Below are 16,252 nucleotides of genomic sequence, written 5' to 3' on the forward strand. Positions count from 1 at the left end.
CGGGCTTCGGTCAGTCGTCCGACAGCATGCGCGGGAGGTAGCCGAGCGCGTCGAGGCGGCGGATGAGTCGTGGAGCGAGCGGACCTCGTGACAGAGACAGGCGGTAGAAGCGCGGTCCTTCTTCCGCCTGCTGGAGCAGATTGCGTTCGCGCAATGCCCGGATGAATCGAGACCGTTGGGCGGCGGTTCCCGGCGCGACGTGTTCCAGGTCGCCGGCCTTCACCACGCCGCGTTCCAGCGTGGCGCGGAGGGCGGCGTGGGCCTCGCGCGAGATCAGCCCGTCATGCAGGAGGCCGTCGAGAGCGGGCCCGACGACCCGATCTATGACGAAATCGTGGTGTTGCAGGTCGATCAGCCGAGCGACGTCGTCGCGGATGCCGGTGACGAAGAACTCGGCCCACGAGATCGTGCCCTCCGCGGTCAGGTCGTCGGCCCGCTCGAGAGCCGAGATATAGGCGTCACGGTCGTTGCCGAAGACCGCCGTGGGATTCAGGGCGCTGTAGCCCCGCGTCGCGAAGATCGTCTTGCGCAGCATGGCGTAGGTGAACAGGCGGGATACCCGTCCGTTCCCGTTGCGGAACGGGTGGATCCACACGAACCGGTGGTGCGCGATCGCGATCTGGAGCATCTGTTCGTGGAGGGGGCGCTCAGCGTTCGCGAATTCCAGGAGCTCGGACATCTCGGCGTGCACGGTGACCCAGCTCGGCGGAGTGTGTGCGGAATCGGTGATCGCGACGTCGACCTCGCGGTACGACCCCGGCGTCGGGTCTCCTTCGCGCACGAGTCCGTCGACGGTTCGGCGATGGATCTCGCGGACCAGCGTGTGGGTCAGGGGAGCGTCCGGCGGCAGTCCGTCGATGAAGCGGGCCGTCGTCGCGATGTTCTGGATCTCGCTGATCTGGTCCGCGCTCGTCGATCCGCCGGCCTCGATCTGGTCGAGCGCGTCGTAGACGGTTGTGTGATTGCCCTCGATACGGGCGGACACGACGCTCATCACGAAGTCGAAGAGATGATGAAGTTCGAGATAGGTGTCACGCGGTGTGTCGCCGGTGCCGATGTCCGACCGGAAGCGCTCGATCTCGAACAGCGTCGCCACCAGCTGCGACTCGAAGTCGAGGCGAGGGATCACGTACTTGTCGGTCATACGGTTCTCATTTGCGCATCGGGGATCGTGCTACTTGCGAGGAATGGGTGGTTTTCGCCGTGATTACGGCACCTATGGCAGCTTTCCTCGTCCGATTAATTGCACCTACCGTACGCTAGAACTTGCCCTGATCTCCGTCGAGACTTGCGCAGAGAGGCTTCGATGACCGTCTCCGACATCTTCGATCCGGCCGAGTGGACCCTCGCTCCCGGCGCCGAGGACTACACCGACATCACCGCCCACGTCACCCATGACGGCCGAGTGGCCCGCATCGCGTTCGATCGGCCGGAGGTGCGCAACGCGTTCCGCCCCCACACCGTCGACGAGCTGTACCGCGCGCTCGACATCGCCCGGCAGGACCACCGCATCGGCGTGGTGCTGCTCACCGGCAACGGGCCGAGCCCGAAGGACGGCGGCTGGGCGTTCTGCTCGGGCGGCGACCAACGCATCCGGGGACGCGACGGGTACAAGTACTCCGACGACGAGACGGCGGTCGCCGACCACGGCCGGGCGGGGCGCCTGCACATCCTCGAGGTGCAGCGTCTGATCCGGTTCATGCCGAAGGTCGTCATCGCGGTGGTGCCCGGGTGGGCGGCCGGCGGCGGGCATTCGCTCAACGTCGTGTGCGATCTCTCGATCGCGAGCGCCGAGAACGGCCGTTTCAAGCAGACGGATGCCGACGTGGGCTCGTTCGACGCCGGTTACGGGTCGGCGTACTTCGCGCGGCAGATCGGGCAGAAGTTCGCGCGCGAGGTCTTCTTCCTCGCCGAGGAGTACTCGGCCCAGCGCGCGTACGAGATGGGTGCGGTCAACCGCGTCGTCCCGCACGCCGAGCTCGAGCGCGAGGCGCTGGCCATGGCGCGGACGATCCTGACGAAATCGCCGACGGCGATCCGCATGCTGAAGTTCGCGTTCAACGCGGTCGACGACGGACTCGTCGGCCAGCAGCTGTTCGCGGGCGAGGCGACGCGTCTCGCGTACGGCACCGACGAGGCGGCCGAGGGGCGCGATTCGTTCCTCCAGAAGCGCGACCCCGACTGGTCGGGCGTCCCGTGGCACTACTGATCCCCGGATGCACCCCCTCGGGCGACGCCCCGGTGCGGCCGTGAAGCTGGAGGCGGTGGCATCCGACGATCCCCGCGATGTGCTGCGCGCGCTGCGGCACGCCGTCCTGGGGGCGGGACCCGCGGTCGCCCTGGGCGGCGACGGGCTGCCGGACGAGGTGCCGGTCGGGACGGGCGTGGTGATCACGACGTCGGGGTCGACGGGGGTGCCGAAGTCGGTGGCGCTCGGCCGCAACGCGTTGATCGCGAGCGCCTTCGCCACCTCGGCGCGGATCGGGGAGGGGGCGTGGCTGCTCGCCGTGCCCGCGACGTACGTCGCCGGGGCGCAGGTGCTCGTCCGCGCGCTGGTGAACGGCCGGGAACCGGCGATCCTCGCGGGACCCTTCCGCCCCGAACCCTTCGCGGCGGCGGCCCTGGGGATGGCGTCGCACGAGAACGGCGAGCGGATTCCCACGTACACGTCCCTCGTTCCCGCACAGCTGCACCGTCTGCTCGACGCCTCCGAGAGCGACTCCGAGGTGCGGCGGGCACTGCGTTCGTTCGAGCGCATCCTCATCGGCGGGCAGTCCCTTCCCGTCTCCCTGCGGGAACGCGCGGCGGCCGTCGGCGCGCGGATCGTCCGCACGTACGGCTCGACCGAGACCAGCGGCGGCTGCGTGTACGACGGGGTCCCGCTCGACGGAGTGACGCTCTCGATCGTCGACGGCGAAGTGCGCATCTCGGGCCCGACCCTCGCCGACGGCTACCTCGGTGAACCGGGTCGCACGGCCGAGGTCTTCCCCGTGGATGCTTCCGGCACCCGGTGGTATCGCACAGGTGACGGGGGCGAGCTCGCCGACGGGGTGCTGCGGATCACCGGGCGCCTCGACAACGTCATCGTGTCGGGGGGCGTGAACGTCTCGCTCGACCGGGTCGAGGCGGCGGTGCGCGGCATCCCGGGTCTGGAGTCCGCGGTCGTGATCCCCGCGGACGATCCGCGTTGGGGGCAGGGCTCCATCGTGGTGGCGGCCGCCCCCGGTCTCGACGAGCGGGAGACGCTCCAGCGCGTCCGCGCGGAGGTCGCCGCGGCGATCGGTCCGGTCGCGCGGCCCGCGCGCGTCGTCCTGGTCGACGGGCTGCCGCTGCTGGCATCCGGGAAGCCCGACCGCGCCGCCCTGCGGCAGCGATTCGGCTCCGCGAAGAATTAGGCTTTCCCTCCGTGGCAGCACAGTCTCGCAAGCGCTCGCGTCCGGCCCCGAAGCGGCGTCCCGGCGGCAACCCCCAGAAGGCGCACCGACCGGCTCCGCGCGCGGCGACCCGGGCGACCGCGCGCGATTGGATCGGAGCCGCCCGCCTCCGGACGCTGCCGCTCGCCATCACCCCGGTGCTCATCGGGACCGGCGCCGCGACGCTGGTGGACGATCGGTTCCACTGGGTCATCGCCCTCGCGTGCCTCGCGGTCGCCTTCGCGCTGCAGATCGGCGTCAACTACGCCAACGACTACAGCGACGGCATCCGGGGCACCGACGACGTCCGCGTCGGCCCCGGCCGACTGACCGGCGGCCGGAAGGCGAAGCCGCGCACCGTGCTCATCGTGGCGCTGGCGTTCTTCGCGCTCGCCGCGGTCATCGGCCTCGCGCTCGTGATCCGCACCGGGCAGTGGTGGCTCATCGTGGTGGGCGCGGCGTGCATCGTCGCCGCGTGGTTCTACACCGGGGGGAAGCGCCCCTACGGCTACAACGCGCTGGGCGAGGTATTCGTCTTCGTGTTCTTCGGCCTCGTCGCCACCCTCGGCACGACGTGGCTGCAGGTGCAGGCGCTGCCGCAGGAGGCGTGGTTCGGCGCCGTGGCCGCGGGTCTCCTCGCGTGCGCGGTGCTCCTCGCCAACAACCTCCGCGACATCGACCAGGACCGGCTCGCGGGCAAGCGCACGCTGTCGGTGCTCATCGGTCGCCGGGCGACGCAGGTGCTGTTCACCGTGTTCGTGCTGGTGCCGTTCGGGATCGCGGTGTTCCTCGCGCCGGTGTACCCGATCGCGTGGCTGACGCTCATCGCGCTGCTCGGGGCTCTGTCGGCGATCCTCATCGTCTGGACCTACCGGGCGCCGCGCGAACTCATCGTGGCGTTGCAGGTGACGAGCTTCACGTCCGTCGCGTACGGCGCGGTGTTGTTCTGGGCGTTTCTCGCCTGACTTCAGCGCTCGCTGTCGAGCCGCTCGTCGCCTGCGGCGTCGACCACCGCGTCTTCGACGTCGGCGTCGCGTTCCGCGGCGGTGCGGCGGTCGGCCGCGCGTCGCGTCGCCCGTCGCTCGGCCAGGTCGCCCGTGATCCGGTCGAGCGGGCGACGCAGGAACAGCAGCGACAGGCTCAGCCCGATCAGGGCCGCGAACACCGCGGCCAGCCACGGCAGCTCCTGGAAGACGGGGAACAGCAGCAGGATGCCGAGCGGCACCACGAAAGCGAGGAGACGCAGCACCGTGTAGACCAGGGCGGAACGGGCACGCATGCCTCCACTCTACGACCGCGTCGGCCCGACTCGGCGCCCGGCCGCTGCCCAGGCAGCGCCGGTAGAATCGCTGCATGGCACGCCTGCTGCTGATCCTGGCGCTCGTGGCGACCGCGTTCTGGGTCTACACGATCGTCGATTGCGCCGTTCAACCGGCGACCCGCCACCGCGGGGTCAGCAAGCCCGCGTGGATGGTCATCGTGATCCTGTTGCCCGTGCTGGGCGGCATCCTGTGGTTCGTGATCGGTCGTGGCCGGGCCGGCGGCCCGGTGCTGCGACGGGCTCCCGACGACGACCCCGAATTCCTCGGCGGGCTTTCCGCCCGCGCCCGCGCCGATCAGGACGAGCGCATCCGCCGCCTCGAGGAGGAGCTCGCGCAGCTCGACTCCGAGGGGGACGACCCTCGCGACGCGCGGCCGGCGCCCCAGCCGGACACGGACGAGCCCGGCGGCAAGCCGGGCGACGACGACACCCGCGGTCAGCGCGGCGCCGTCGGCTGACCGTGGCACCGGCGGAAGGGGGCGCTTCGGCGCCCGCGACGGACGCGGCTGCGGCGCTGCTGGCCGGACTGGTGTCCCGTGGCGTGCGGCACCTCGTCGTGAGCCCCGGGTCGAGGTCGCAGGCGTTGGCCCTCGTGGCGGCAGAGCTGGAGCGCACCGGACTCGTGCGATTGCACGTGCGCATCGACGAACGCGTCGCCGGGTTCACGGCCCTGGGCATCGGGCGCGAGACCGGGATGCCCGCGGCCGTGATCTGCACGTCGGGCACGGCGGTCGCGAACCTGCTGCCCGCGGCCCTCGAAGCGCACCACTCCGGCGTCCCTCTCCTGCTCCTCACCGGCGACCGTCCCCCGGAGCTCCGGGGCGTCGGTGCGAACCAGACGACGCGGCAGCCCGGGCTCTTCCACTCGGCGACCCGATTCGAGGCCGATCTCTCGGTCCCTGAGACCGTCGACCCGGATGCCACCGACCCCCAGACCGCCGCGTTCGACGCGGTCGCGGCGACGGCGCTCGCCGCGGCGCTCGGGGAGGGCGCGCGTCCGGCCGGCCCCGTTCACCTCAACGTCCCGCTGCGGGAGCCTCTCGCGGGCGCCGTGCCCGCGTGGCTCACGGATCGTGCGACCCGACGCGCCCCGTCCGGCGATGTCGGCGACGTCGAGGCATCCGGGGCCCTGTACCAGGGCGGTGGGGGGATCGGAGTCGCGGACGTGGCCCCCGAGCCCGAGGCTGCCCTGGTGCTCGAACCGGGGCCGCGGACGATCGTGGTGGCCGGCGCGGATGCCGGGGCCGCCGCCGAGGAGCTCGCTCACCGCGGTGGATTCCCGCTCGTCGCCGAGATCGTCAGCGGCGCGCGGTTCGGCCGCCACGTCGTGCACGCGTACCGCGCTCTGCTGCGCGACCCCGGACTCGGCGGTCGCGTCGAACGGGTCGTCGTGTTCGGGCATCCGACCCTGAGCCGCGAGATCACGCGTCTGCTCAGCCGCGAGGACGTCGAGGTGATCGCGGTACGGGGCCCGGGCGAGCCCATCAACCTCAACGGCGCGACCCGGGCGGCGGACGCCGTGGATGCCGACGGCCCCGGGGACCGCGCGTGGCTCGGGGAGTGGATGCGCGCGTCGCGTGCCGCCGCCGTCGACCTGAGCCCGCCCGCTCCCGACGCCGACGGGCTGGCGTCCGCTGTTCCGCAGGAGCGTCTCGGCGCGATCAACGCCGAGGTCGCGGTCATCCGCGCCCCCGTCGACCGTGCCGCTCTCGTCGATGCCCTGTGGCGCGCGACCTGGCCCCACGACCGGCTCGTGTTCGGCTCGTCGCGTCTCGTGCGCGTCGCCGACGAACTGCTCGGGGGCAAGAAGGTGGCCGTGCACGCGAACCGTGGACTCGCGGGCATCGACGGTACCATCGCGACCGCGACCGGTGTGGCGCTCGCCAGCCAGGACGCCGAACGCCCGGGCGTCACGCGGGTGCTGCTCGGCGACCTCGCGTTCCTGCACGACGTGGGGGCGCTCCTCCTCCCTCCGGGGGAGCACGAACCGCGCCTGCAGGTGATCGTCGGCAACGACGGCGGCGGCACGATCTTCGACGGCCTCGAGGTCGCCGGTGTCGCCGGCGCCGACGCGATGGAGCGCGTGCAGTACACGCCCCAGGATGTCCGGCTCGAGCAGCTCGCCCTCGCGTACGGCTGGGAGTATCACCGCGTGACGACCCGCGTCGCCCTCGATCAGGCGCTCACCTCGCCCGCGGGCGGTCGCCAGCTGATCGAGGTTCCGCTCGAGCGCTGAGCGGAGTCCGTCAACCTCTTGGCGCGCGCCGCGCGCGCACGGCACGATGTGTCGATGAGTGCGCACACCCACTGGACCACGCCCGCCGCCGAAGCCCTCCGCGTGGGGCCGGGCTTTCGACTCGCCGACGTCGACTCTCGGTCGACCCCGGGGTATGACGGCGACAAGGCCCGCGGCACGGCCGACCTCGAGTCCGGCATCGCGCCGCTGGCCGACCTGCAGGGGCGTCTCTTCGCGCAGAGCGTCGCGGGTACGGCGACCGGGTCGGTGCTGCTGGTGCTGCAGGCCATGGACACCGCGGGCAAGGGCGGCATCGTCAAGCACGTCGTCGGCGCGGTCGATCCGCAGGGCGTGGAGCTGGCCTCGTTCAAGAAGCCCACCGCCGAAGAGCTGTCGCACGACTTCCTGTGGCGCATCCGTAAGCGGCTCCCCGATGCGGGGCGCCTCGGCGTCTTCGACCGGTCGCACTACGAGGACGTGCTCATCGGGCGCGTCCGTTCCCTCGCCCCCGCCGACGAGATCGAACGCCGGTACGGGGCGATCGTCGCGTTCGAGGCCGAGGCGGCGGAGCTCGGCATCCGTGTCGTGAAGGTGATGCTGCACATCTCGAAGGAGGAGCAGCGCGAGCGCCTGGCATCCCGTCTGGATCGGCCCGACAAGCACTGGAAGTACAACCCGTCCGACGTGGATGAGCGCGCGCTCTGGGACGAGTACATGGATGCCTACCAGGTGGCGTTCGAACGGACCTCGACGCCCCTCGCCCCGTGGCACGTCGTGCCCGCGGATCGCAAGTGGTACGCGCGGCTGGCGGTGCAGCGTCTGCTCACCGACGCGCTCGCCGATCTCGACCCGCAGTGGCCCGCGGCCGACTACGACGTCGCGACCGAGAAGAAGCGGCTCGCGGAGTCCTAGGCCAGCGCCTCCACGATCGGGCGGAATTTCACGCGGGTCTCCAGCAGTTCGGATTCGGGCACGCTCTCGGCGACGATCCCCGCTCCCGCGTACGCGGTGATCGTGGCGGTGGGGGCGGTCGGGGCCGCAGGGTCGATCTGCGCGCAGCGCAGCGCGATCGCCCACTCGCCGTCGCCCGATGCGCCGATCCAGCCGACGGCCCCGGCGTAGCGCCCGCGGTCGAAAGGCTCGAGGCGACGGATGACGTCCATCGCGACGGCGGTCGGGGTGCCGGCGACGGCGGCCGTGGGGTGCAGCACCGTGAGGAGGTCGAGGGAGGATGCCGCTTCCGACAGCTCGCCCTCGACATCGGTGGCGAGGTGCCAGACGTTCGGGAGCTTCAGCGTGAAGGGCTGCTCGGCGGCGGCGAGGGCCGAGGTGTGCGGGCGGAGGGCGGCGAGCACGCTCTGCACGGCGAACCGGTGCTCTTCCTGGTCTTTCGCGCTCTCGGTGAGGGCGAGCGCCGCGGCGACGTCGCTGTCGGCATCGCCGCCGCGCGCGGTGGTACCGGCCAGGACGCGGGCGGTGACCGTGCCGCGGGAGACCGTGACGAGCGTCTCGGGGCTGGCGCCGATGAGGCCGTCGACCGCGAAGACCCAGCAGTCCGGGTACCCCTCGAGGAGCGAGCGGACGAGGCGGCGTCGATCGGATCCGGCGGGGATCGTGCCGATGATGTCGCGCGCCAGCACGACCTTGCGGACTTCGCCCATCCGGATCGCCTCGACCGCCCGGTGCACGGCCTCCTGATATCCCTCCGCGGTCTGCCGCCCGGGACCGAGCGTGGCCGACCAGTGCGGGCCGAAGGGGGAGCGGGGCGGCAGATCGGGTTCGGGTTCGTCGGGGGTGTCGGCGAAGGCTAGTCGCGTGACCCAGGCCCGGCCCCCGTGGCGTCCCACGATCGTGCCGGGCACCCGGAGGATGCTCTCGCGCTCCGAGCGGGGGTCGAAGACGAACGAGCCGAAGGCCACGAGACCCGTGCCGGGGAGGCCCAGCGGGTCGTCGATCTCGGCGGCGGCGGCGATCCGGCGCCACCGGTCGGCGATGCTCGCGTCGCCCGGCCGGGCGCCGGTGTAGCGGATCGTCAGCAGATCGCCGAAGCCGGCGAGCGACTCGCCACGTCGGCTCCAGAACAGGGGGTCGTAGCCCGTCGTGTAGTCGAGCACGTCGTCCATGGGGGCCAGTTCCCGGGTGACGACGCGCAGACGGGGCACGAGGTCGTCCGCCGGTTGCTGCACATTTCCACAGTAGACCGCCACTGAGACTCGCGGCAGGGAAGCGCCAGGACGCCAGCACCGTCACCTGTCGGGCGTGCACCGCGACTTAGACTCGCGGCATGACCTCCCGTCCCGCACCCGGCACCCGGCTCGTGTTCCGCTGGCGCAAGTGGGACGGGTCGCCGCACTGGGAGCAGGACTGCGTCTACTTGGGCTCCGACAGCTGGGGCGACTGGTTCGGGCAGCAGATCGGGTGGCGGAGCGTCCGCCCGGGCCGCGAGTTCGTGTGCCGCGAGCCCAACGTCACGCTCGTGCCGGCCAGCGGCGACTGGGCGTTCACGCACAACGCCGCACCGCATCCGGTGGCCGTGTACATCGATCTCGCGTGGAACGTCGGCTGGGACGACGACGGCACCCCGGTCGGCATCGACATGGACCTGGATGTCGTGCGCCGCACCGACGAGCGCGGCACCTGGATCGACGACCGCGACGAATGGGACGAGCATCGCGTGCAGTACGGCTACCCCGCCGACATCCAGACGCACCTCGAGACCGTCGCCGCCGATCTCGAGCAGCGCGTGCGCGACCGGGAGGCGCCGTTCACGGACGACGTCACCGGCCCGTGGCTGCGACACCTGGCCGACCTCGCGCAAGCCGGGGACGACGGCGCGGCCCGCGCCTAGACTCGACGGGTGAGCAGCGACCCCAACCGCGCCGATCTCGGCAAGGACCCCCAGCGCGTCAGCGGAATGTTCGACCAGGTGGCCGCGGCCTACGACCGCACCAATTCGGTGCTGAGCCTCGGCAACGACCGGTTCTGGCGCGTCGCGACCCTGAAGGCCGTCGCCCCGAAGCGGGGCGAGCGCATCCTCGACCTCGCCGCCGGCACGGGGACGTCATCGATGGCGTTCGTTCCCAGCGGAGCCCACGTCGTGGCGGCGGACTTCTCGCGCGGCATGATCGCCGAGGGGCGCCGTCGGCACGGGAACGTCCCGAATCTCGAGTTCGTCCAGGCGGATGCCACCGACCTGCCGTTCCAGGACGGCGAGTTCGACGCGGTGACCATGTCGTTCGGTCTGCGGAACGTCAACGACCCGCGGCGTGCGCTGCGCGAGCTGCGCCGGGTGACGAAGCCCGGGGGGCGCATCGTGGTGTGCGAGTTCTCGCATCCCCCGTCCCGCGTGTTCAACGGCCTCTACCGCTTCTACAACGACCGCGTCCTCCCGATCGTCGCGAAGACGGTGAGTTCGAACGCCGAGGCCTACGACTACCTGAACGAATCGATCCGCGACTGGCCGAACCAGCCGACGCTCGCGTCGTGGATGCGGGATGCCGGCTGGACGGACGTGGCGTACCGCAACCTCACGTTCGGCATCGTGGCCCTCCATCGCGGAGTGAATCCCGGCGCGTGAGGATGTGCGCGCTGTCAACCGTCGAGATACCGTCGGCTGCCCCGGACCGCGCCAGGATAGGCTGAAACCGTGACCCCGAGACCGCCCGCGGCCGGCACCCGCCTGTCGGGCAAGCTGGGCCTGAGTGACCGCATCTTCGGCGGGCTGCGCGCGCGCACCCTGCTCTCCACCGTCGAGGCAGGTCTCGACCTCGTCGAGAGCACCCTCGAACGCGAGGTGCGCAGCGCCGACCGACTCGCCGATGTCACCGCCCGATACCTGTACGAAGCGGGCGGGAAGCGCGTGCGCCCGATGCTCGCCATCCTCACCGCTCAGCTCGGCCGGGGCACGACGCCCGAGGTCGTCGAGGTGGCCACCGCTCTCGAACTGACGCATCTCGGCTCGCTGTATCACGACGACGTCATGGACGGCGCCGACAAGCGCCGCGGCGTCCCCAGCGCGCAGACGGTGTGGGGCAACAACATCGCGATCCTCACCGGCGACCTCCTCTTCTCGCGCGCCAGCCAGCTCATGGCCCGCCGCGGTGAACGGGCGATCCAGCTGCAGGCCGACACCTTCGAACGACTCGTCCTCGGGCAGATGCACGAGACCGTCGGTCCGCAGGAGGGCGACGAGCCCGTCGAGTTCTACCTGCGTGTGCTGGCCGACAAGACCGGTTCGCTCATCGCCGCCGCCGCCCAGTCCGGTGTGATCTACTCGGGCGCTCCCGAGGAGTTCGAAGCTCCGATGGTCGTCTTCGGCGAGAAGGCGGGCGTCGCCTTCCAGCTGCTCGACGACGTCATCGACCTGTCGCCCGATCCGTCCGAGACGGGCAAGGTCCCCGGCACCGATCTGCGCGCGGGTGTGCCGACGATGCCCTACCTGCTTCTCGGTCACCGGTCGGATCAGGCTTCGGCCGACCTGCGGGCGCGCATCGACGAGGGGCAGGATCGAATCGCCGCGGGCGCCGACCCCGCGATCCTCGACGATCCGCTCACGGAGTTGCGCGAGCACGAGACCACGCGCGAGACGCTCGACCTGGCCCACCGGTGGTCGCAAGAGGCGATCGACGCGCTCGCGCCCCTTCCGGACGGGGCTGTCCGCAAGGCCCTGACGCGGTTCGCCCGCGCCGTGGCCGACCGCTCCGCCTGACCTTTCCCCACACCCCCCCCGATCACGATCGAGAGGACCCCCATGACGAAGCTGCGCCTTGCCATCGTCGGCGCCGGCCCCGCCGGCATCTACGCCGCCGACATCCTGTTGAAGGCCGAGCGCGAGTTCGACGTGTCGATCGACCTGTTCGAGCAGCTCCCCGCCCCCTACGGCCTGGTCCGTTACGGGGTGGCCCCCGACCACCCGCGCATCAAGGGCGTCATCACGGCGCTCCGTGAGGTGCTCGACCGGGGTGACATCCGCATCTTCGGCAACGTGAACTTCGGCACCGACATCACGCTCGACGACCTGAAGCAGCACTACAACGCCGTCATCTTCGCCACCGGCGCGATCCGCGACGCCGACCTCGACATCCCCGGCATCGACGCGCACGGCTCCTACGGCGCCGCCGACTTCGTGAGCTGGTTCGACGGGCATCCCGACGTCCCGCGCGAGTGGCCGCTGGAGGCCGAGTCGGTCGCCGTCATCGGCAACGGCAACGTCGCCCTCGACATCACGCGCATGCTCGCCAAGCACGCCGACGACCTCCTTCCCACCGAGGTGCCCGACAACGTCTACCAGGGGCTCAAGGCCTCGCCCGTCACCGACGTGCACGTGTTCGGCCGTCGCGGCCCCGCCCAGGTGAAGTTCACCCCGCTGGAGCTGCGCGAGCTCGGCGAGCTGCGCGACGTCGACATGGTCGTCTACGACGAGGACTTCGACTACGACGAGGCCTCCCGCACCGCGATCGAGACCAACAAGCAGGTCAAGGTCATCGACCGCGTGCTGCAGCAGTGGCGTACCCGCCCGGGCGTCAACAACGCCGGCGGAGAGGCTTCGCGCCGTCTGCACCTGCACTTCTGGGCGAAGCCGCTCGAGGTCGTGACGGATGCCGACGGCCGCGTGGCCGCGTTGAAGTACGAGCGCACGAAGCCCGACGCCGAAGGCGGCGTGGTCGGCACCGGCGAGATCCGCGAGGTGCCGATCCAGGCGATCTACCGCGCGGTCGGCTACTTCGGTTCCCCGCTCACCGACGTGCCGTTCGACGAGCGTCACGGCGTCATCCCCAACCACGAGGGCCAGGTCCTGGCATCCGACTCCAACGAGCGGATCCCGGGCCTCTACGCGACCGGCTGGATCAAGCGCGGTCCCGTCGGCCTGATCGGGCACACCAAGTCGGATGCCATGGAGACGGTGCGCCACGTCATCAACGACCAGGCCGAGTGGTGGCGTCCCGCCCACCCCGAGGAGGAGGCGATCCCCGCCCTGCTCGAGGAGCGCGGCGTCCGGTGGACCGACCTCGACGGCTGGCACCGCCTCGACGAGCACGAGATCGCCCTCGGCGCGCCGCACGAGCGTGCGCGCATCAAGGTCGTGCCGCGCGACGAGATGATCCGCGTCTCCCGCGGCGAGTAACGGGGGTTAGACCCCCACCCGTAGGCTGTGCCCATGGGGGACGCGGGGGAGTGGCATCCGGACATCCTCGGGCCGGGCTTCGAGCAGCGGACTCTGCCGCTGGGCGCGGACGACGAGGGTGAGGTCGTCGCCACCCTGGTGCGCGCGATGCCGCACCCGGGCGCGCGCCTGTTCGGGGCGTGGCGCGATATCGACGTGCTGTACGTGCACGGGTGGTCGGACTACTTCTTCCAGGCGGACCTCGCGCGGTTCTTCACCGACCGCGGCGCGCGTTTCCACGCGCTGGATCTGCGCAAGTACGGGCGCAGCATCCGGCCCGGGCAGACGCGCGGCTACGTCGCCGCGCTCGACGTGTACGACGCCGACATCGAGGCGGCGCTCGAGGCCATGGGGACGCAGGCGCGCGGGCGGCGGCTCGTGCTCCTCGGGCACAGCACGGGTGGGCTGACGCTGACACTGTGGGCGGCACGGCATCCGGGACGCGCGCACGCCGTCGTGCTCAACAGCCCGTGGCTGGAGTTGCAGCTCGGCCCGCTCGGACGTCAGGCCCTGGCTCCGATCCTCAACGCGCGCGCCCGCATCGACCCGCTGGGCACGCACCCGGTCGTCGATCTCGGGTTCTACACGCGTGCCCAACGCGAGGTGGGGACTCTTCCCGACAGCCCGGACGGGTGGCGGCCCGAGCGCGGCTTCCCGACCCATCCGGGGTGGCTCGCCGCGGTCGTCGCGGGCCACGCGCGGGTGGCATCCGGGGTCGATGTCGGGTGCCCGGCACTGGTGTTGTTGTCGGCCCGGTCGACGTCGGCGCTGTCCTGGAGCGATGCCATGCGCGAGACCGACTCGGTGCTCGTCGTCGACGACATCGCCCGCGCGGCGACCCGTATCGCGCGGGAGGTCACGATCTCGCGCATCGACGGCGCGCTGCACGACGTCTTCCTGTCGCAGCGGAACGTCCGGGACGAGGCGTTCGCCGCCCTCGACCGATGGTCGGGGTGGCTAGCCTAGAGGGCTGAGCGAAGGAGCCTCATGACCTCGACCACCCCCACCGAGCAGTACCGCGCCGCCCGCGACCTCCTCCTCGCCGCCCGCACCGACCCGGACCACGCCGCGGCGTTCGAATGGCCGAGGATCGAGGGGCCGTTCAACTGGGCGATCGACTGGTTCGACCCGATGGCGCGAGGCAACGACGCACCGGCCCTCATCGTGGTCGACGATGACGAGACCCACCATGAGCGGACGTTCGACGAGCTGGCGCGCCGCTCGGATCAGCTGGCCGCCTGGCTGGCATCCCGGGGCGTGCGCGCGGGGCACGCGGTGCTGCTGATGCTCGGCAACCAGGTCGAGCTGTGGGAGTCGATGCTGGCGATCATGAAGCTCGGCGGCGTCATCGCGCCGACCACGACGGCGCTCGGGCCGGGCGATCTGGCCGACCGTATCGATCGGGCCGAGATCCGGCACGTCATCGTCGGATCCGCGGATGCCGACAAGTTCGACGGTGCGGGTCAGGACCTGGGCCGCATCGTGGTCGGCGAAGCGCTGCCGGGGTGGGCCCGCTACGACGACGCGTTCCTCGCGGAGGCGGAACCCGCCCGGCATCCCGGAACCACCGCCGACGACCGCCTGCTGCTGTACTTCACCTCCGGGACGACGTCGAAGCCGAAGCTCGTCGAGCACACGCACGCGTCCTACCCGGTCGGCCACCTGTCGACCATGTACTGGCTGGGGCTCGAGCCGGGCGACGTGCACCTCGCCATCAGTTCGCCGGGGTGGGCGAAGCACGCGTGGAGCTGCTTCTTCGCCCCGTGGATCGCCGAGGCGACCGTTCTCGCGCTGAACTACTCCCGGTTCTCGGCCGACCGGTTGCTGTCGGAGCTCGAACGCGATCGCGTGACGACGTTCTGTGCTCCGCCGACGGTGTGGCGCATGCTCATCCAGGCCGATCTGACGGGGCGGTGCGGGGCGCTGCGCGAAGTCGTCTCGGCGGGGGAGCCGCTGAACCCCGAGGTGATCGCCCACGTGCAGCGCGCGTGGCAGCTCGACATCCGCGACGGGTACGGCCAGACGGAGATGACGGCGATCGTCGCGAACACCCCGGGCGCGGGCCTCGTGCCCGGCTCGATGGGACGGCCGCTGCCCGGCTGTCCCGTCGTCATCGTCGACCCGCTCACCGGTGAGCGTGCGGACGAGGGCGAGATCTGCCTCGATCTCACGAACCGGCCTCTCAACCTCATGACCGGATACGTCGCGGATCCGGAGCGCAACGCGGATGCCTTCGCCGACGGGCTCTTCCACACCGGCGACGTCGCCCGTCGCGACGAGACCGGAAGCATCACCTACATCGGCCGCACCGACGACGTCTTCAAGTCCTCGGACTACAAGATCAGCCCGTTCGAGCTGGAGAGCGTGCTGATCGAGCACCCCGCCGTCGTCGAGGCAGCCGTCGTGCCCGCGCCGGACGCGCTGCGCCTGTCGGTTCCGAAGGCGTACGTCGTCCTGGCATCCGGGCACGAGCCGGGCGAGGAGGTCGCGCTGGAGATCCTGCGCTTCGCGCGGGAGAATCTCGCGCCCTTCCAGCGGTTGCGGCGCATCGAGTTCGCCCAGCTGCCCAAGACGATCTCGGGCAAGATCCGCCGCGTCGAGCTGCGCGAGCGCGAGGAGCGCGCCGCCCGCGGCGAGATCGTCGTCGTGGAGTGGCGCGACGACCGCCTGCGCGGCTGAGAGGACAACAGATGGAAACCGGACCCTTCTTCCACGGAACGAGAGCGGACCTCCGGGTCGGCGACCTCCTCACGCCCGGCTTCCGGTCGAACTACCGGCCGGAGGTGGTCATGAACCACATCTACTTCACGGCGCTCCTCGACGGAGCCGGGCTGGCGGCCGAGATCATCCCCGGCGACGGTCCGCCGCGGGTCTACGAGGTCGAGCCGACGGGGGAGTGGGAGGACGACCCCAACGTCACCGACAAGAAGTTCCCCGGGAACCCGACGCGGTCCTACCGCAGCGCCGCCCCGTTGCGCGTCGTGGCCGAGCGTGACGACTGGACGCGACTCACGCCCGAGGTGCTCGCCGAGTGGCGGACCCGACTCGCCCGCATGCGCGACGAGAACGCCGAGATCATCAACTGAGGGATCAGCTCGCCGAGTGGCGGACCCGACTCG

The 16,252-nt window shown here is 71.3% G+C and carries 16 protein-coding genes; 13 read left to right on the plus strand and 3 right to left on the minus strand.

What is annotated here, in order from left to right; all coding sequences use genetic code 11:
* Positions 1-10: 10 nt before the first annotated feature.
* Complete coding sequence (locus BW982_RS16810) at positions 11-1,144, minus strand: Fic family protein (RefSeq protein ID WP_076495287.1); 1,134 nt, start codon at positions 1,142-1,144, stop codon at positions 11-13.
* Between the two features lie 162 nt (positions 1,145-1,306).
* Between BW982_RS16810 and BW982_RS16815 the strand changes: the two genes are divergently transcribed.
* Genes BW982_RS16815 through BW982_RS16825 form a run of 3 tightly spaced genes read left to right on the plus strand, consistent with a single transcriptional unit; the run spans position 1,307 to position 4,378 of the window.
* Positions 1,307-2,209 (plus strand): 1,4-dihydroxy-2-naphthoyl-CoA synthase, encoded by a 903-nt coding sequence (locus BW982_RS16815; RefSeq protein WP_076495289.1) that lies wholly within the window; start codon positions 1,307-1,309, stop codon positions 2,207-2,209.
* A gap of 40 nt (positions 2,210-2,249) precedes the next feature.
* Complete coding sequence (locus tag BW982_RS16820; RefSeq protein WP_076495374.1) at positions 2,250-3,395, plus strand: AMP-binding protein; 1,146 nt, start codon at positions 2,250-2,252, stop codon at positions 3,393-3,395.
* Between the two features lie 11 nt (positions 3,396-3,406).
* Positions 3,407-4,378, plus strand: coding sequence for a 1,4-dihydroxy-2-naphthoate polyprenyltransferase (locus BW982_RS16825; RefSeq protein WP_076495290.1), 972 nt, complete (start codon positions 3,407-3,409; stop codon positions 4,376-4,378).
* Positions 4,379-4,380: 2 nt separating this feature from the next.
* Here the strand turns inward: BW982_RS16825 and BW982_RS16830 are convergent, their stop codons facing one another.
* Complete coding sequence (locus BW982_RS16830; RefSeq protein WP_076495292.1) at positions 4,381-4,692, minus strand: DUF4229 domain-containing protein; 312 nt, start codon at positions 4,690-4,692, stop codon at positions 4,381-4,383.
* 74 nt (positions 4,693-4,766) lie between these two features.
* On the opposite strand from BW982_RS16830, the gene BW982_RS16835 reads away from it, so the two are divergent.
* From BW982_RS16835 to BW982_RS16845, 3 genes are read left to right on the plus strand one after another with little or no spacing between them, the layout of a single operon-like run.
* Positions 4,767-5,192: a PLD nuclease N-terminal domain-containing protein gene (locus BW982_RS16835; protein ID WP_076495293.1), complete on the plus strand. Its 426-nt coding sequence runs from the start codon at positions 4,767-4,769 to the stop codon at positions 5,190-5,192.
* Positions 5,189-6,970 carry a 2-succinyl-5-enolpyruvyl-6-hydroxy-3-cyclohexene-1-carboxylic-acid synthase gene (menD, locus tag BW982_RS16840; RefSeq protein WP_083696789.1) on the plus strand — a complete coding sequence of 594 codons (1,782 nt, stop codon included), beginning with the start codon at positions 5,189-5,191 and terminating at the stop codon, positions 6,968-6,970. The genes BW982_RS16835 and menD overlap by 4 nt, the downstream gene beginning before the upstream one ends.
* Positions 6,971-7,024: 54 nt before the next feature.
* Complete coding sequence (locus BW982_RS16845; RefSeq protein WP_076495297.1) at positions 7,025-7,882, plus strand: polyphosphate kinase 2 family protein; 858 nt, start codon at positions 7,025-7,027, stop codon at positions 7,880-7,882.
* Here BW982_RS16845 and BW982_RS16850 read toward each other — a convergent pair.
* Positions 7,879-9,093 (minus strand): isochorismate synthase, encoded by a 1,215-nt coding sequence (locus BW982_RS16850; protein ID WP_076495376.1) that lies wholly within the window; start codon positions 9,091-9,093, stop codon positions 7,879-7,881. The two genes, BW982_RS16845 and BW982_RS16850, sit on opposite strands and share 4 nt — an antisense overlap.
* Before the next feature lie 161 nt (positions 9,094-9,254).
* Between BW982_RS16850 and BW982_RS16855 the strand changes: the two genes are divergently transcribed.
* The 7 genes from BW982_RS16855 (at position 9,255) to arr (ending at position 16,219) form a co-directional block, all read left to right on the plus strand.
* On the plus strand, positions 9,255-9,818 hold the full coding sequence (locus BW982_RS16855; RefSeq protein WP_076495300.1) for a DUF402 domain-containing protein: 564 nt from the start codon (positions 9,255-9,257) through the stop codon (positions 9,816-9,818).
* Between the two features lie 9 nt (positions 9,819-9,827).
* On the plus strand, positions 9,828-10,547 hold the full coding sequence (locus BW982_RS16860; RefSeq protein WP_076495302.1) for a demethylmenaquinone methyltransferase: 720 nt from the start codon (positions 9,828-9,830) through the stop codon (positions 10,545-10,547).
* A gap of 69 nt (positions 10,548-10,616) precedes the next feature.
* On the plus strand, positions 10,617-11,678 hold the full coding sequence (locus tag BW982_RS16865; RefSeq protein ID WP_076495304.1) for a polyprenyl synthetase family protein: 1,062 nt from the start codon (positions 10,617-10,619) through the stop codon (positions 11,676-11,678).
* 42 nt (positions 11,679-11,720) lie between these two features.
* Entirely contained in the window at positions 11,721-13,094 is a 1,374-nt protein-coding gene (locus tag BW982_RS16870) for an FAD-dependent oxidoreductase (protein ID WP_076495306.1), read from the plus strand.
* Positions 13,095-13,127: 33 nt separating this feature from the next.
* A complete protein-coding gene (locus tag BW982_RS16875) occupies positions 13,128-14,099 on the plus strand; it encodes an alpha/beta hydrolase (RefSeq protein WP_076495308.1) in 972 nt (323 codons plus the stop codon).
* Between the two features lie 21 nt (positions 14,100-14,120).
* Positions 14,121-15,812, plus strand: a complete 1,692-nt coding sequence (locus tag BW982_RS16880; protein WP_076495310.1) for an AMP-binding protein — start codon at positions 14,121-14,123, stop codon at positions 15,810-15,812.
* Between the two features lie 11 nt (positions 15,813-15,823).
* Positions 15,824-16,219: an NAD(+)--rifampin ADP-ribosyltransferase gene (arr, locus tag BW982_RS16885; protein WP_076495312.1), complete on the plus strand. Its 396-nt coding sequence runs from the start codon at positions 15,824-15,826 to the stop codon at positions 16,217-16,219.
* Positions 16,220-16,252 lie beyond the last annotated feature (33 nt).

Source organism: Microbacterium sp. RURRCA19A (genome assembly GCF_900156455.1).
GTDB lineage: Bacteria > Actinomycetota > Actinomycetes > Actinomycetales > Microbacteriaceae > Microbacterium.

Coding starts and splice junctions, on each gene's coding strand:
- BW982_RS16810 (WP_076495287.1), bottom strand. CDS start 1,144: ATGACCGACAAGTACGTGATCCCTCGCCTCGACTTCGAGTCGCAGCTG.
- BW982_RS16815 (WP_076495289.1), top strand. CDS start 1,307: ATGACCGTCTCCGACATCTTCGATCCGGCCGAGTGGACCCTCGCTCCC.
- BW982_RS16830 (WP_076495292.1), bottom strand. CDS start 4,692: ATGCGTGCCCGTTCCGCCCTGGTCTACACGGTGCTGCGTCTCCTCGCT.
- BW982_RS16835 (WP_076495293.1), top strand. CDS start 4,767: ATGGCACGCCTGCTGCTGATCCTGGCGCTCGTGGCGACCGCGTTCTGG.
- BW982_RS16845 (WP_076495297.1), top strand. CDS start 7,025: ATGAGTGCGCACACCCACTGGACCACGCCCGCCGCCGAAGCCCTCCGC.
- BW982_RS16850 (WP_076495376.1), bottom strand. CDS start 9,093: ATGGACGACGTGCTCGACTACACGACGGGCTACGACCCCCTGTTCTGG.
- BW982_RS16855 (WP_076495300.1), top strand. CDS start 9,255: ATGACCTCCCGTCCCGCACCCGGCACCCGGCTCGTGTTCCGCTGGCGC.
- BW982_RS16870 (WP_076495306.1), top strand. CDS start 11,721: ATGACGAAGCTGCGCCTTGCCATCGTCGGCGCCGGCCCCGCCGGCATC.
- BW982_RS16875 (WP_076495308.1), top strand. CDS start 13,128: ATGGGGGACGCGGGGGAGTGGCATCCGGACATCCTCGGGCCGGGCTTC.
- BW982_RS16880 (WP_076495310.1), top strand. CDS start 14,121: ATGACCTCGACCACCCCCACCGAGCAGTACCGCGCCGCCCGCGACCTC.
- arr (WP_076495312.1), top strand. CDS start 15,824: ATGGAAACCGGACCCTTCTTCCACGGAACGAGAGCGGACCTCCGGGTC.